The following is a 16,578-nucleotide window of genomic DNA, read 5'->3' on the forward strand; positions in this document are numbered from 1 at the left end:
GAATTTAAAATATAAAATTTCAAAATCAATTGAATCAAATCTTAAACTAAAAAAATATGAGCCTGGAAATAATTAAACAGAATCCTTTTCAGTCAATGATTGACCGTTTTAATATTGCAGCCGATATCTTAAACCTTGATGAATCGATCAGACAGAAATTGCAGAAACCAGAAAAGCAAATTGTTGTAAATTTTTCGATCACACTTGATAACGGCACAACTAAAAACTTTGAAGGATACCGTGTTATTCACAATACAGCCTTAGGGCCGTCTAAAGGAGGCATTCGTTATGATACAGCTGTAAACCTTGATGAGGTAAAAGCACTGGCAGCCTGGATGACGTGGAAATCTGCCGTAACCGGAATTCCGTTTGGTGGAGCAAAAGGTGGAATTATTTGCGATCCGAGAGAACATTCTAAAACAGAATTAGAGAAAATTACCAGAGCATACACAAAAGCATTAGCAGATATTTTTGGTCCTGAAAAAGATGTTCCTGCACCGGACATGGGAACAGGTCCTGACGAAATGGGCTGGCTAATGGATGAATTTTCTTTGGTTCACGGGAAAACCATTCATGCTGTTGTGACAGGGAAACATTTGCATTCCGGAGGTTCTTTAGGAAGAGTAGAAGCTACAGGGAAGGGAGTAAGCATTATTACGCTTCTGGCGCTTCAAAAATTAAAACTGAGACCGGCAAGATCGACAGTTGCCATTCAGGGATTTGGAAATGTGGGCTTGCATTCGGCTTTGTTTTTATATGAAAAAGGATTAAAAGTTGTGGCTGTCAGCGATGTTTCAGAAGCTTTCTATAATCCGGATGGACTTAACATTCCGGAACTGATTTTATATTATAACCTGAATAATAAGAGTATTAAAGGATACCCCAATTCGGTAGCTATTAAGCATGAAGAATTATTGCTTTTGGAAGTTGATGTACTAATCCCGGCAGCAAAAGAGGATGTTATTACACAGCAAAACGCAAACGATATTAAAGCTAAAATTATTGTAGAAGGGGCAAATGGTCCGGTTGCCTCAGATGCAGATCAGATTTTACATCAAAATAATGTTTTGGTTGTACCGGATATTCTGGCAAATGCAGGAGGAGTAACGGTTTCTTATTTCGAATGGCTTCAGAATTCACTTTTGGAATCCTGGAGAATTCATCAGATTAATAAACGTTTGGAAGATATACTCGAAAAAGGTTTTGAAACTGTTTTTAGAATTGCTGACAAACATAATGTTACCCCTAGAATTGCAGCCTACATTATTGCTTTGCAAAAAGTGGCAGACACACAATCTGTAAAAGAAGTAGCATTTAAAGCACCAAAATTCAAACAGAATTAAACATTGAAACCATTAAGTAAAAAGAACGTTTTCATTAGTTGTTAGAAATAGTAATTAATGAAAATGTCTTTGACTTAAATATTGAATTGAATTATAAATAAGTTATTTATCAGTCAAAAAGTAATTTTTAAAAATGGAACATATTCATTTTCTGGCGTTTGCTATGCCTGCGTTTTTCATTTTTTCATTTTTAGAATATAAGCTCGCAAAGCGCAGAAAGCAACCTGAGATTTTTAATTATGAAAGCTCAGTTTCAAACATTAGCATTGGTATTGCAGAAAGACTAATTAATCTCTTTGTTGCAGGAAGTTTTTATCAGCTGTATTATTTTATATATAATCACTATCGGCTTTTTGATATTCCCAGCAATGTCTTTGTATGGTTTGCCTTGATTTTAGCGACTGATTTTGTTTGGTACTGGTATCACAGGCTAGGACATGAAGTTAATTTTTTCTGGGCAGCACACATCGTGCATCACCATAGCGAAGAGTTTAATTTTACCGCTGCAGCCAGAATCACCACTTTACAGGCAATTGTAAGAACAGGGTTTTGGTGTGTTCTTCCTCTCGTTGGATTTCATCCTGTTATGGTTATTACCATGCTGATTGTGCATGGAGCTTATTCTTTTTTTACACATACACAGCTTATCGGAAAAATAAGGTGGCTTGAATACGTTTTTGTAACACCATCAATCCACGGTGTCCATCATGCATCTGATGAAAAATACCTGGATAAAAATTACGGTGACATGTTTACTTTTTGGGACCGTATTTTTGGGACTTTTCAGGAGGAGGAAGAGAAACCAAAATACGGTTTAACCCATCCGTTAAAAAGTTATAGTTTTTTGTGGCAGCATTCGCATTATTACTTCGAGATTTATGAATTATGGAAACGATCCAAAGGATTTAAAGCCAGATGGAATGCTGTTTTTGGAAGTCCGGCCCATATGGATCAGGATATTCGGCCCATGTTAGAAAAACGTTTTTTGCAGGATAAAAGCAATCGGCATCAAAGGCTTAGATTTCGTAATTATCTCTATATACAATTAGGAGTCTGTACTTTATTCTTAACTGTTTTTACTTATTATTTTGAGTTTTTAAATCTTTTGGATAAAATTTTTGTTTTGTCTTTTATTCTAATTACACTGATAAATTGCGGTGCTTTATTGGAACAGCGAAAATGGATGTATTATCTCGAATATGGCCGGATATTTATCGTAACCACTTATTTTTTATACGAAGAAAATTTACTGACATTTTTATTTGTTCCGATTGCCATTATGATTTTTGCAGAACAATTGTTTTCGCTGAGTAAACATTATCAGAAAGTGGTGCTTCAGTTGGAAAGTTCAGAGTAAGGAAATGTAAGTTTTAGTAAACAGAAAATTAGCATTATAAAGGTTTCTCTCTCTATTTTTTTAAGTTCTAAATTTTATTTAATGTTCTGTATCGTGTGAGCGATAGGAGCAAATTACCGAAGTAATGCGGATAGCGCGACAGCATCGCGATAAGAGGGCGAATAACCACAATGTAGCTTTGCCCTCTTATCGGGATGCTGGCACACCCTGAATGTGATTTAATTATACCCGGTTATAATCGCCTTTCCAGTGCTTTATCGCCTTTTTTATATCGTCTCCAGAAAGGTTTTCTGTAATCGCGCGTTCCATTAGCGGTAAAAACTCAGCATCAGGTGCAAAGCGGAATGCAAATATCTGATCGTCTGTAAATTTGTGTTCAATGGTTTCAAATCGGGTTCCGGTAAGTACAAAATAACGGTATCGAAGCTCCAGTTTAACAATTCTGTTTTGTAAGATCAAGGCATAATGCTGGCGCAGCATAAACGCGAGGCAAAACAGGAATATAAAAACTACAGCAATGAAACCCCAGATTAAGTGTTGGGGAGTGGTAAACGCAAAATAAATGCTAAAAGCCAGAAAAACAATCAGAACAGGGTAATAGATGAAATGATGTGGTGTATAAAATCGAATATGATTTTGATAAGATTGCACTTTCATGATAGGTTTTGTTTTTGGTGAAACGTAAAAAAGCTATTTAAAAAAATAGCTTTTTTCCAAAGAAATGAACAACCAATACGGTAAAGTACTGTTTTTCGGTATTATTTTTTATCTAAAGCCTCTTTAAGCTGTTTAGCATGCTGTAGGTGCGCAGTTAATGCAACCACATTGTTTGAAGCCCATGCTTTAATTTCTGCATCGTTAGCAGTTTCAGATGCTTTAGTAAATTTATCTATTGCTTTTTCATGCCCGTCAACCATCATATCGGCAAACTTCTTGTCAAAATCAACTCCTGTTTTTTCGTTAAGTTTATCGTATTCATCTTTACCTTCTTCAGTAATTGAAGTTGGCAATGAAAAATTACGCTTATCAGCGATGGCTTTAACTTCTGCAGTTGATTTTGTATGCTCATCAACCAGCATTTTACCAAATTTTTTAACTTCAGGATTGGTACTTTTTGTTTGGGCAAGTTTTCCAATTTCAATTTCAGCCAGATTGATTTCTGCTGCATCCACTAAAAATTCAGAATCATCTTCTTTAGAATCTATAGAGTCAAATTTTGCTTCGTTTTGATCCTCTGCAACTTCTTTTGGATCTTCTTGTTTTGCTTCATTTTTACAAGAGTTTAAACTCAGTAAAACAATTCCTGCTCCTAAAACTACTTTGCTTGCTAAAAGTATCTTTTTCATGATTTTTTATGTTTAAAATTTATGATGGTAAAATTATTTAAACATAAAATAAGATGTTTTACACTTTGATTTGATAATGTTATATCATTCAAACTTTAAGGGAATGACTAATGATTTTCCATTCATTGAGTTTTGATTCAAAAGTTTTACTGGCGTTAGCGGGACTTGTAGAAGGCAATGTGATGAGGTCATACTTGTTTTCTACTGACACATATTTTCTAAAAAAGGCAGCTGCTTTCTGCCCATTGAAGAAGATGGTTGTAATGTTTGGATGCTCTTTTAGAAAAAGCTCAAAATCATTTGTTACTTCATTTTTAATAGCACTGTCAAGACTGCCTATTCTTTCACAAAATTGCAGAACGTCCCATAAGGCAATGTTGTTTTTGATTAAAAGATTTTTCCTTGTTTCATAATCTTTAGAAAAATCTTCATTTAAAATTTCAAACATAAAGCGCCAGAAGTTGTTTTGTGGATGACCGTAATATTGTTGTATCTCCAATGACTTTGTACCCGGCATTGTTCCTAAAATTAAGATCGTGGCATTAGTTGGAGCGATAGGAGCAAAAGAAAAACTTTCCATATTTCATTTATTTAAAAGCAAGTAGAAGTAATTATAAAACAAATCTGAAAAATTATATAACATTTTTGAAGGTGTTTTAAGCGAATTTTGAAATTCCATATTAGAAGAAAAATACTGCAAATCAGTTCTTGAGGTATAAAAATAGTTTTAGAATTTTAAATCCGAGCAAAAATGAAAATAGTAACTATACATAACGATAAAATTGAAAATATATTCGAAGAACTAACCGAAAGTTTAGGAGGTAAGATAATTTTTGATTCAGATGAATATGGTTTAGAAGTCAGCAATAATTTTGCCAAAGGTACTATTGTAGGATCTTCTTTCGGCGATGCTGTTTCCTGTTTACAATTTGATATGGTTTTTTCTGAAGATGTGAGAATCTGTATCGGAAATCCGGATATCTCCCCGGTATATTTCGCTTATTGTTCAAAGGGAAATTTAGCACATAGTTTTGGAATGTCGGGTGTTGAAAGAAAACTGAAAAAGTTTCAGACTGCTATAGTTTCATCCAGACAAAATGAAGATAATATTTTGTTTTTTGAAAAGAATACCAATACAAAAGTGACTTTAATCGTGGTTGGGACTCAAAATGCTGATGCTGCTGAAAATAATTTTTTGAATCGTAAAGTAAAAGAAACTTTTTTCGAAAAGAACCCTTCAGGTAATTTTTTCTATGTAGGTTCTTATAATTTAAAAATAGCCGAAAAAATTGAGGAATTAAATGCCGTTACCGAAACCGGAATTGTTCGTAATCTATTAAAAGAAGGCATTCTGAAAATTATTCTGGCAATGGAAATCCAGCAGCATTCGGATGATATGAATAACTGCTTAAAAGAATCTGGCTGCCTTACATTAAAAGAGATGGAAGAAATAAAAAAGCTTTCAGATCTTATAAAAGAAAGTCCGGAAGAACCATTTACTATAAAATCTCTTAGCAAACTTTCTGGCTTGTCACCTAATAAGTTACAGGAAGGTTTTAAGATGATTCATGACAGAACGGTAAATGATTTTATCACGCATATGCGAATCTTAAAAGCCGAATTTTTAATTAAAAACTCTGATCTGAATATTTCTGAAATAGTGTATTGTATCGGTTTTACCAGCAGAAGTTATTTCTCTAAAATCTTCAAACAAAAATTTAATTGTAGTCCAAAGGAATATAAATTCAGTCAAAATCAGCTGGCTATAACGGCTTAATATCTTTTTGAATATTGATCCTTCTGCAAGGACAAGTTTTTGAAGGAAATAAAAATACGGAACATAAGATTCTCTTTGAAAAAGTCAATTATAAATAAATGCTCTGGATTTTAGCTTAATAAGAGCTAAAATCCAGAGCATTTTACAATTAATCAAATTTTATATTCTACTTTATAAAACTTTGTTCCAAAATAAATAGTTAAATTATTAGCCAATAGCATCAACCACAACTTCTTCATTAGTAACATCAGAAAGGTTTATGACGGTTTCTATAAGGGGAAATGTGAATAAGCCTGGAGGAAATTCCCTAACTTTTTAGTTTAAAATAGATATCTTCACAAATAATCCTAAATGATTGCTATAGGAAAGCAGTTTTTTAAACAGTTTCTCCACTTTTTTTGTTTTACCAATTTTATATAGGATGTTTATAAACTAAAAAGTACAAATTGTAAACGAAGAAGAGGGAAGACCAAAATCATCTTTGTTTTTATAACGGTATAAAAGTCCATCATTACTTAAATCACTTTCAATAGATTTTACAGTAGTAATTTATTTCGGATACATGTCGTCAATAAAACCATAGTTTTCCATTAAAAGTATAGAAGTATCAAGCTCATCTGAACCATATGACTATGTAAAAGCCTGAACTTGCTCTCTCCAGGCATTTTTCATAATATCTTCTTTTATTGCAGCAGCTAAAGGTTCCCATTTCTCGGTCTCCTTTGTCTAAGCTGGTTGATTTGTATTAGTTACTTCTGTACCGAATACTTATATATAAAAGTGCAATTTTATATAATTCAGATATTTAGTCAATGTTAAATATAAATGTGTTCAAATAATGCCTTTAATTAATTGTTTTTTTTTTAAAACTAAAATAGTAGTTAACGCCAAATCCAATGACATATTGTGTACTTATAGTTGCATCTTTGTCGAGTTTGTTTAATGCTTTACCTAAATCGACGTTATTGAGATATAAATTTATAGCTAACGACTGGGAGTTGTCATCTGAAATATCTACGACATAACCAACACCAATTCCTAACGAATGTTCATTAGCAGAGGCTTTACTTTTTTTCTCAATAGGGGAAGACAAATTATTAGGGTTTCTTATAGCAGAATTCTCTGTGGCCTCAATAGTAGCAAAAGTGTATTTTGGAAGAATCTGAATATACCCATCACCACTATCTTTATTGCCAAGAATAAATTTAGGGCAAAAACTATAATTTACGGAAGATATTTTTGTAGAATATACTGAGGTAATTATTCCAGATTCATCTCTGTTGGTAACATCTTCAAGGGCTCCTAACATAAAACTGATTTCTATTTCCGGCTTAAAGTAATAGAAAATTTTATATTCTGCTCCAAGCTTAAGGTCACCAAAACCGCCATTATCAAAAGAAGTATCAATATAACCTGAAACTCCAACCAAAGGTCTAATTTTTTGAGCCAATAAGCTGCTAGAGGATACTAATAAAAAAAGGGCTAAAATATTCTTCATTGTTGCTATTTACCAATTACCCAACCTAATGTGAAATTTATCACAGGAACAAAATTGGCTGTTCGATCATTTGTTCCAAAGTTATAACCTGCACCTCCTATTATATTTATATTAAAACCACTACCATAGGTTCGCTGTAATCCCCAAATTGGTGCAATTGTTAATCCATCATAAATGCTCACATACTCTGAGTTACCAATAGGCTTAAAATAATAACTTCCACTTAGTGCAACGAAGTTTGCGGAATTATTTTGTGTGTTTTTACCTTTTGAATTTCTTTTTTCAAGGTTATAATAGTATCTAAATTCTTCTCGTATGTAAGGAGAAAGCAACAGTTTAGTTCTAGAGTCATTATTATGAGCAAAACCAGCGCTAAGGTTTAAGTCAGTTGATAATGATGTATTTCTACTTATTTTTTTTTCATATGTTATGCCTGGAGTAAGAATATTGATTTTAAACTGATTATTTTCTAAATTATTATCCTGAGCATTCAAATTCACAAAAAATAGCAATAATGCTGAAATTGGGATATATCTTTTCATTTTTTTTAATTTAAGAACCAAGTCAATTATATCGACTTGGTTCTTTTATTTATAAATTTGTTTATTACTTACCTAAAACTAATCTTCTGCCTTTCCATACATTGTTATGAAGAGCGGCTCCATAAATATCTGCTCTAACATTTGTATATTTTGTAGATCCTTGTAATCCATTTAAATAATCTTCAGTACCATCATAACTTGATTTGTAAGTCAGAAGAAAATTGAAATCAAAATAATGAGTAATGGCATTTTCATTATTGCTTGTCCATTTCAATCCTTGTGTTGATATTATAGCTTTATTTGAAAGTGGATTTACGGCAATTACTTTATATAATTGGTCACCCTTCTCAACTTTATCAGCAACATCTTTTAAAGCAGGATTATAGGATTTAATTTTACTAAAAGCTTCTTTTACTGCCAAGTCTACAATTTGATTATAAACTTTATTCGCATCATATTTCACAGTGAATAAATCTTGTCTAAGTATATGAACGGTTATTTCTTGAGGAGAAGTTCCAACATAAGGAAAATTTGCTGCCCCACTTGGAAATTCTATCATTTGTTTACCTGAACCAGCATATTTCACACCGTTTATTTCTATAAAAAAGTTTTCATAATTATATTTTGCTGCATTATAAACAGGAACATTAAAATTATACTCATAAGAAATATCATTAACCCCTAATTCGATTTGAGTTGCATAAGATTTTTGCCAACCTGAAACGCCTAAAATCTTAACTCTTTTTTGGAATCTTGCACTACAACCCAATGATGAAAAGATAAAATAATCTTGGTTCCAAAACTTAATTTTGATTCGACGACCATCACCATAATCTTCAGTGTCGACTTCAGTTTCTCCAAATATTTTTTCAAAAAAGCCATCTTTATCCACTCTGGAAATAGGTAAATTTGATTTGACTAACTTAGGAGTAGGAAATGGATTTGTGCTAGGTGGTATATTTGGAGTAGGTACTACTAAAAAGGGTCTGTCTCCAGGAAGGTAAAATGAAATACCTTCATCAACCTGGCTTAATTCAGCTATCCTTTTAGTTAGGTTATTTCTTTTTGAAGTAGAACTCAAACGGTTTAAATAGTTATACAATTTTTGCTTATCTTTTTCTAAACAGAAATATAATCCATGCTCAGTATATTTATATAAACTATCTCCAACTATCAATTCTCTATCCTCGTTTAATATTGCCGCGAAGCTAGGATCTTGTATTAAATCATCTTCAATGTCAAACTCTTCATCTTCAGAGATATCAGTAGTAAGTCCATACTCTGAATTTATTTTTTGTTTTTTTGTTTTCTTTGCTTTTACAAATTCCTCTATAGATTTAGTGTCATTTTCATCAAAGATAGGAGTTAATGATTTAAAGCCCCTCTCTTGAATTGTTCTGATTTCATTATTAAAATTATTTTGAACTTCTACATCATTTTGATATGAAGTTAGAATGTTTTTTAATTTATTTATATTTTCAATTTTAATAGTTCCATCTACAATTTCATAATTATCATGAAGACTTAAAATTTCTTCTTTTTTATCATTTTCAAAATCATTTTGACAGCTAGTCATTAAAATTAAAATAGTAAATGGAATAATTTTTAAAAATTGCATTTTTTTTAATTTATTTTCCAGAAGTATATTTTTATACATAAGATTTATAAGTTTTTATTAGTTTAAATTATTTGAGGATTCTGGGACTATATTAATCTTAATATAATCCCAGAATCCTCAAATAACAACAGAAGTTTTTTCATAATTATTAATGTAGTAAATTTCTATATTTAGTTAACGCAAATATATACTTTATCTTTCAATAATAACTGGTTATATGAATTATCTGATATATTTATTTAGCAGATTTTAAACACACAGGATACTTACCCAATAGCGAAGAATTACATTCTAAAGGATAACTATGTTTTGATTTTGTGGAGTGTATTTGGTTTTGCATTAATACTAACTTAATTTATATATGAATAAAATTGCTCCAGCATAACCTAATTCAGATATATTGGAGCAATTCTTTATTACAATATCTTTTCAAAGATATTTATTTTTTGTTATGAATAATCAAACTCTTTTTTTTATTTTTTTAAATTTAATAATTCTACACCAACAGACAAATCATCTTCCAAATCGGTAATATTCTAAATCCGGATGTGTTTTGTTTTTTATAGAATGCAAAACAGAATTCATGGCCATAACGCTAAAAGTGATTCCATTACCGCCAAATCCTAAAATGTAGTGTTCGTTTACATCAGGATCTGGTTTTCCAAAGTAGGGCAGGCCGTCTTTGGTTTCGCCAAAAGTACCAGCCCATGAATAATCTATTTTAAAATTAATTTTCGGGAATTTTTTTTGAAATTTATGTAAAAGAAACTGTTCTTTTCTGGGCAGAAACTTGTCACGTTTTACAGCATCCTTAAAATCTTCATCTCCACCGCCCATAATGATTCGATTGTCAGCAGTAGTCCTAAAGTAGAGATACGGTTTTGATGTATCCCAGAAGATACAATTTTTAAACGCAGTAGATAATCCGGGTATACTTTCCGATGCAATTACATAAGTGCTTTTTAAGTCCACCACTTTTTCTTTAAGTGTCTCGGTGCTTTCGTAACCGCTGCAGTGGATAATATGATTTGCTGTTATGGTATATTTATTTTGCGTGCGGGCAATCATTTTTTCTTTTTGATTTTCGGTCGAAACAATGTTTGTACGGTCAAAAATCTGCATTCCTTTTTCTTCGCAATAAACATATAAATCTTGCGCAAGTCTGTACGGATCCATCACGGCTGCTGTTTTGGATTCTATGGCTGCAATGGCATTTAATCCGTATTTTTCCAGCTCCCATCTTTCCAGCCAGTTTACATCAAAACCGTGCTCTTTTCGGGCATTAAATTCATTTTTTAAAAACGGAATATCTTTTTTTAAAGAGCAGAAATAAATGCTTTTTTTGAATTCAAAATGGCAGTCGCTTTTTACATCGTCTATAATTTTTCTAATGTCAAAGATGGCTTTTTTTCCGTTGTTATAACTGTCAACAGCGCATTCTGTACCTCTTAAATCTATCAGTTCATGCAGCGGAACATCAATTTCATATTGCAGCAGGGCAGTACTTGCTGCTGTACTTCCGTTGCCAATGTCACGGCGGTCCACAACAACTACTTTTTTTCCTTCATTAATAAGCTGATAGGCAATCAGGGCTCCGGTAATCCCGCCTCCAATGATTAAAATTTCCGTTTCAATATCAGAATCTAATGATGGATAACTAGTATTCATTGCATGTTTCAAGGGCCAGAAACTTTCTGTTGAGCGTAATTTCATGTTTTTAGGGGTTTGGCGTCGATTTTTATATTATTTCGTTTATGCTTATAAATAAGTGTCTTTTTAATATTGCATTTATTTTACTTCACTTTTTCTTTCTTTACTACTGTATTGCTTTTTTCGTTATAAACAGCACCTAGTATTTCTTTTCCTGTTTTGCTGAATATTTTTATTTTCGGCTCTTCATGAGTACCGGTAATGGTTATTGGAAAACCAATAATCCCAAATGGCGGAAGCCCCAATCGCATTCTTAAGTCCAGTAATCCGTTAAAGCTTGTCGTTCCTTTTACAGTTGGTCTAAAACTGGCTACACTGAAAGTAAATGGTTCAAGGTGAATGAGATTTTTATCAATTTTTGATTTGATTTCGATACCTTTCATATCAGGATTGTTTAGCCCATCCTGACCGGTTTTAGAACTTATTCCGTCAAATAATTTGAGGCCTTTGATTTTTACATCGCGCAGATTCAGCGTACCGCCTCCTTCAAGAGATTCGTAAATCGGACTCATATTTCCGTCCAGATCGCCTTTGACTTTGTAATCTACAGAGATAATTCCATGTGCTTTTTCGGCAGCAGTTACCATATCATGAAACATCGGAATTTCTTTATAAGCTCTTTGAACACTGAAATCTTTTGCACGAAAATGTGCATCAAAACGAGCTGAAGTAGGAGATTCATCTGTGTATGATGCATCAACTACCAATGCACAATCAATAATATTAAACACGGCATTTTGCAAATAGAAATTGCCTTTAGAGATACCTGTTTTTCCTTTAAGATCGTTAAAAACGAGACCGTTATATTCAACTTTATCTGCATTTGCGGTAAGGCTCACATCTAAATTTTCAGGTATAATAACAACTCCGCTCATTTTCGGATGATCTTCTTTTGCATATTCTACTTCTAATTTCCGGTCTGTGTTTTCGCCTTTTTCTAAAGCCATAAATTCATCCACATTGATCAGTTTCGATTTCATATTGAAATTACCGCTTAGTGTTCCGCGCGATTCGAGGAAATAATTGATTGTATTCAAAAGGTATCCATTAATATCGAAATCGGATTTTCCATAAGTAGCGTAGAACTTCTCGAACCACATTTTTTCATTCTGAAACCTGAAGTTGCCCTGTTTGATAAAAAATGCCTTCGGAAAAAGTTCTGATGTAGCCTTGATATTTTTTAGTATAATAGTTCCTTTATTATTCAGTTTATCGTACTGTCCGTTTGTGGCATAACTTTGTTTTCCCTGAAGTGAAAGGTCTGCTTTGGCATAGCCGGAAACATCGATTCCTTTTTTCGAGAATACTTTGTAAATATTCCCTACGTTGAGTTCTCCCTTGATTTTTGCATTATAAGCCAGATCACTAAAATCTGAAAGTGCTGCATTTACATAAACAGGATTGCCTTCAAATATAAAAGAGGCAGGCGCCACAGCTATTATCAAATCTTTGTAGGTGCCAGCTTTATTAAGTGCATTGGCCACAAAAGTGATATTGGTAATAGGGTTAGGATAAGAATCTGTTTTAAGCCAGCCATTGCGTAATGAAATTCCGCCGATGGTTTTTGGGAATAATTTTTTTGAAGTACTGAATTTACCCTTTGCCTGAATATTGGTTTTCAAAAGCCCTTTTAGTTCTAAAGTACTTAAACCTATAGCAGCATCTACAGTTGCCAGGTCCAATGCGCCTTTTACACTTGCATCTACATCCATTTCGGCAAAACCTTTGCTTCGTAAATAAGCAGTGAAATAATCTTTTTCGCCTACTTTAAACCTGAAAGTCTTTAGATTCACTAAAAGTTTTTCCATATCCAGTGAAGGCATAATAGCATTCACATTCATTTGAAAATCTGTCAATGGGGCAGGGGCATTCTGATAATCGATGGCGCCTTCATTAACTTTTAGATTAAAAGCCAAATCCGGCTTTTGCTTTTTGGATACATTGTAATTGCCTTTAAAAGTAAAAATCAAATCACTTTTGCCTGAAATTTTGGTTTCTTCAAGCCATGTTAAATATTCCGGAGGCATTACAGATAATAAATCTTTTACTGTAGTATCTTCAGACGCGGCTTTGATATTGATTTTGTATCCATCTCTTAAAATAGTAAATAAACCGGTGAACTTTAAAGGCAGTTTATTGATTTTTAATTCGTTTTTCTGAAGGATGAATGAAAGTGCATTTGTATTTATTCTTGTGATTAAATCGGCACGAAGTTCTTTTTTTCGAAGATAGGCGGTTCTGTCATAATAAAAATCGACTTTATCAATTTTTGCGTCAGTATTAAGGTCGAAAATATCTTCGCTTAAGTTCCCTTTTCCAACATAATTGAAACCTTTTGCATCAACCAGAATTTTAGCCGAGCGGTCGTTATATTTGATATGACAATCTTTAAAATCAATACGTTCCAGGCGAATTGCAGTTCCTTCTTCAGGAGCATTTTTATCCTTTTTTACATCTTTCGGAGCAATATAAATGTTATAATTTGCTTGTCCTTTTTGGTTGACCATTACATTTATATCTGCGTTCGAAACGTATAGTTCATTAATTTTGACTTCATTATCAAATAATAATCTTTTGATATTGATTCCAAAAGAAACCTGTTCAGCTTTCAGCAAAGTATCGTTTTTGAAAGGAGCAGAGCCTGTAAGGGATAAATCATCAAGTGAAACTGTGAGTGAAGGAAAGTGTGTAAAGAAGGAAAAATGGGATTTTGAAAACTCCATTTTACTGTCTAATCTTTCATTGGCAATTTTTTTTACTTCAGAAGCAACAGTTCCCGGGAAAAGCAACGGAATCAAAAAAAGTAACAGCAAAATACTTGCTATTACTATTCCTGAAATTTTTGCTGTTTTAAAGGCAATATGTTTGAAGTTGGAATTCATGCACGCTAACTTTATTTATTCTTTTTTTTGTCCTCTTCAGCTTTTTCGGCTGCTTCCTCTGCTTTTTTCTTTTCTTCTTTCAATTTTTCTTCCTTCTCTTTCTCCGCTTTTTCCTGCTGTTCTTCCTTTTTTTCTTTTGCTTCTTCCAGCTTTTCTTTCTTCTCTTTTTCTTTTTTCTTAAAGTAGCCTCTTAACAAAAAGTTACTTTTGGCAGCTTCCATATTTTCGCTGAACCCTTTCGTGCCTTTTTCAAGGTTATCAAGCGTCTTGTCCATTGCATTTGCCATGCCCGGATCGCTAATTAATTTTGACAGTGCTCCGTTACCATTATTCATGCTGTGACTGAAAATCGCCAGTTCTTCGGAAATTACGCTTACATTATCCATGCTTTTTTTGACGGTTTTCATAATATCGCTCATTTCTACACTGCTCACTGAAGCAATTTGACCATTATTTTCAATTACCATTTGTGACTTTACACCCGGAGTTATGGTAAGTACTTTATCACCCATCAGTCCGTCAGATCCAATACTTGCCCTTGCATCCGTTTTAATAAATTCGCGGACATCATCTTTAATGACCATTCCTACTACGACGGTGGAATCATTCACCAGCTGAATTTCGTCTATAGTCCCAATATTGATTCCGGAAAATCGTACATTATTACCAACCTCCAATCCGCTTACAGTTTTAAAACTAGATGTAATTCGGAATGTAGATCCAAAAAGATTTTTTTGTTTTCCGATAAAGTAAACTGCCAGTATAAAAAGCAGTAAACCTATTGTTACAAACATTCCTAATTTCCAGGTATATCCAGATTGCTTCTTCATGATCTTTGTTTTTGGTTTTATATTTTTATTCAAAGAATGAGCGTACCCATTCGTCTTCACTTTTTTCTAATTCTTCGTAAGTTCCTTCTGCCTGTATTGTACCTTCTTTTAAAACGATAATGCGGTCAGCGGTTAGTTTTGCACAAGGCATATCGTGTGTAATAATGATTGCAGTGGTTTTTTGCTTTTGTTTGATATCTAATATCAATTCGCTGATTTCTCTTGATGTAATTGTATCTAATCCCGTTGTGGGCTCATCATATAAAATAATTTCAGGCTTTAAAATGAGAGTACGTGCCAGGCCTATTCTTTTGCGCATTCCTCCTGATAATTCAGATGGCATTTTGTCAATTGCATCGGCCAGTCCTACACTATCCAGGGCTTCTATAACTTCCTTCTCAACTTCATCTGCACTCAGATCTCGATTGTGTTTTTTAAGGGTAAAAGCAAGATTTTCTCTTACTGACATTGAGTCATATAAAGCACCGCTTTGAAACAAAAATCCAATTCTGACCCTCATTTCATTGAGTTCCTTTTTTTTAAGTTCCAGCACATTTTCATCAAAGACTTTTATTTCGCCTTTATCAGGTGTGATAAGTCCGACAATGCATTTTATGGTTACCGATTTTCCAGAACCTGATCGTCCTAAAATGACTAAGTCTTCGCCTTTGTTCACGGTGAAATTTACTCCTTTTAAAACCTGGTTATCCTTACCAAAAGTTTTATGCAAATTTTTGATTTCGATTATGGGAGTTTTTTTAACCGCATTGGTTGTTTGTTCTGTATTTTCTTTTTCCTTAATCATCTTAAAAAAATAAATCGGTTATCTGAACGGCAAGCATATCAATAATAAAAATCGAAAGAGAAGCTGTCACAACTGCAGAGTTTGCAGCCTTTCCGACGCTTTCGGTCCCGTTGGAAGCATTGAATCCTTTATAACATCCAATCATTCCAATAAAAAATCCAAAGAAAAAAGTCTTTATAGTGGCCGGAATCAAATCCAGAAATTCAAGTGACTGAAATATCTTTGTAATGTATCTGTAAAAGCTCATGTCACCATGTATATTGACACCTATATAACCTCCGAAAACTCCAATAGCATCTGCAAAAAACACAAGAATGGGAACCATTAAAGTGGTAGCAAGGATTCGGGTAACGACTAAATAATTATAAGGGTTAATAGCCGAAACTTCCATAGCATCAATTTGTTCGGTCACTTTCATAGAACCTAATTCTGCCCCAATTCCGGAGGATACTTTTCCCGCACAAATCAAAGCGGTGATTACCGGAGCAATTTCACGGATTAAGGAAAGAGCCACCATACCCGGCAGCCATGATTCTGCGCCAAATTTTACTAAGGTAGGTCTTGATTGTAAAGTAAGTACCAGTCCCATGATAAACCCTGTTATGGCTACCAATGGCAATGACTTATAACCAATAACATAACATTGTTTAAGGAACTGTCTGGTTTCATAAGGCGGAACAAAAAGCTCTTTAAAAAACCGGACTGCAAACGTTGTTGCATTTCCTATATCTTCGAAAGTATTTTTTAAGGTTAGAATCAAAATCTTTAGTTTTAGAATTATGTATCTTGAAAATCAGTTTTTTAACAATTTTATATTGCTTTTTAATTATAGTTGAAAGTTACCTCGATACTTGTTAAAATTCTTTACAC

14 protein-coding genes and 1 pseudogene are annotated in these 16,578 nt (G+C 33.2%); 3 read left to right on the forward strand and 12 right to left on the reverse strand.

Annotation, left to right across the window (positions count from 1 at the left end; translation table 11 throughout):
• Positions 1-56: 56 nt before the first annotated feature.
• Together OZP09_RS19925 and OZP09_RS19930 are read left to right on the forward strand one after the other, a co-directional pair.
• Positions 57-1,343, forward strand: a complete 1,287-nt coding sequence (locus tag OZP09_RS19925) for a Glu/Leu/Phe/Val family dehydrogenase (protein WP_269235369.1) — start codon at positions 57-59, stop codon at positions 1,341-1,343.
• Positions 1,344-1,476: 133 nt separating this feature from the next.
• On the forward strand, positions 1,477-2,700 hold the full coding sequence (locus tag OZP09_RS19930) for a sterol desaturase family protein (protein ID WP_269235370.1): 1,224 nt from the start codon (positions 1,477-1,479) through the stop codon (positions 2,698-2,700).
• 222 nt (positions 2,701-2,922) lie between these two features.
• Here OZP09_RS19930 and OZP09_RS19935 read toward each other — a convergent pair whose 3' ends face one another.
• The 3 genes from OZP09_RS19935 to OZP09_RS19945 form a co-directional block, all read right to left on the reverse strand.
• The gene (locus OZP09_RS19935; RefSeq protein ID WP_269235371.1) at positions 2,923-3,357 is read right to left on the reverse strand and encodes a DUF6526 family protein; all 435 of its coding nucleotides are present in this window, start codon (positions 3,355-3,357) and stop codon (positions 2,923-2,925) included.
• A 101-nt stretch (positions 3,358-3,458) separates the two neighbouring features.
• On the reverse strand, positions 3,459-4,046 hold the full coding sequence (locus tag OZP09_RS19940) for a DUF4142 domain-containing protein (RefSeq protein WP_269235372.1): 588 nt from the start codon (positions 4,044-4,046) through the stop codon (positions 3,459-3,461).
• Between the two features lie 88 nt (positions 4,047-4,134).
• Positions 4,135-4,626: a DNA-deoxyinosine glycosylase gene (locus OZP09_RS19945; protein ID WP_269235373.1), complete on the reverse strand. Its 492-nt coding sequence runs from the start codon at positions 4,624-4,626 to the stop codon at positions 4,135-4,137.
• A gap of 171 nt (positions 4,627-4,797) precedes the next feature.
• On the opposite strand from OZP09_RS19945, the gene OZP09_RS19950 reads away from it, so the two are divergent.
• Positions 4,798-5,823: a helix-turn-helix domain-containing protein gene (locus OZP09_RS19950; protein WP_281309877.1), complete on the forward strand. Its 1,026-nt coding sequence runs from the start codon at positions 4,798-4,800 to the stop codon at positions 5,821-5,823.
• A 207-nt stretch (positions 5,824-6,030) separates the two neighbouring features.
• Here the strand turns inward: OZP09_RS19950 and OZP09_RS22705 are convergent.
• The 9 genes and pseudogenes from OZP09_RS22705 to OZP09_RS19995 form a co-directional block, all read right to left on the reverse strand.
• Positions 6,031-6,549: pseudogene (locus OZP09_RS22705) on the reverse strand (glycoside hydrolase family 15 protein); the annotation flags it as partial.
• A 118-nt stretch (positions 6,550-6,667) separates the two neighbouring features.
• Entirely contained in the window at positions 6,668-7,321 is a 654-nt protein-coding gene (locus tag OZP09_RS19960; protein WP_281309878.1) for a hypothetical protein, read from the reverse strand.
• A 5-nt stretch (positions 7,322-7,326) separates the two neighbouring features.
• Positions 7,327-7,863, reverse strand: a complete 537-nt coding sequence (locus OZP09_RS19965; protein ID WP_281309879.1) for a hypothetical protein — start codon at positions 7,861-7,863, stop codon at positions 7,327-7,329.
• Positions 7,864-7,927: 64 nt separating this feature from the next.
• The gene (locus OZP09_RS19970) at positions 7,928-9,520 is read right to left on the reverse strand and encodes a hypothetical protein (protein ID WP_269235379.1); all 1,593 of its coding nucleotides are present in this window, start codon (positions 9,518-9,520) and stop codon (positions 7,928-7,930) included.
• 474 nt (positions 9,521-9,994) lie between these two features.
• The gene (locus tag OZP09_RS19975; protein ID WP_269235380.1) at positions 9,995-11,194 is read right to left on the reverse strand and encodes an NAD(P)/FAD-dependent oxidoreductase; all 1,200 of its coding nucleotides are present in this window, start codon (positions 11,192-11,194) and stop codon (positions 9,995-9,997) included.
• A gap of 80 nt (positions 11,195-11,274) precedes the next feature.
• Entirely contained in the window at positions 11,275-14,073 is a 2,799-nt protein-coding gene (locus OZP09_RS19980; protein ID WP_281309880.1) for an AsmA family protein, read from the reverse strand.
• 11 nt (positions 14,074-14,084) lie between these two features.
• Entirely contained in the window at positions 14,085-14,903 is an 819-nt protein-coding gene (locus tag OZP09_RS19985) for an MlaD family protein (protein WP_281309881.1), read from the reverse strand.
• Positions 14,904-14,928: 25 nt separating this feature from the next.
• Positions 14,929-15,708: an ABC transporter ATP-binding protein gene (locus OZP09_RS19990; protein ID WP_281309882.1), complete on the reverse strand. Its 780-nt coding sequence runs from the start codon at positions 15,706-15,708 to the stop codon at positions 14,929-14,931.
• A gap of 1 nt (position 15,709) precedes the next feature.
• The gene (locus tag OZP09_RS19995) at positions 15,710-16,468 is read right to left on the reverse strand and encodes an MlaE family ABC transporter permease (protein WP_281309883.1); all 759 of its coding nucleotides are present in this window, start codon (positions 16,466-16,468) and stop codon (positions 15,710-15,712) included.
• Positions 16,469-16,578 lie beyond the last annotated feature (110 nt).

The sequence above is a fragment of the Flavobacterium flavigenum genome (assembly GCF_027111255.2).
Lineage (GTDB): Bacteria > Bacteroidota > Bacteroidia > Flavobacteriales > Flavobacteriaceae > Flavobacterium > Flavobacterium flavigenum.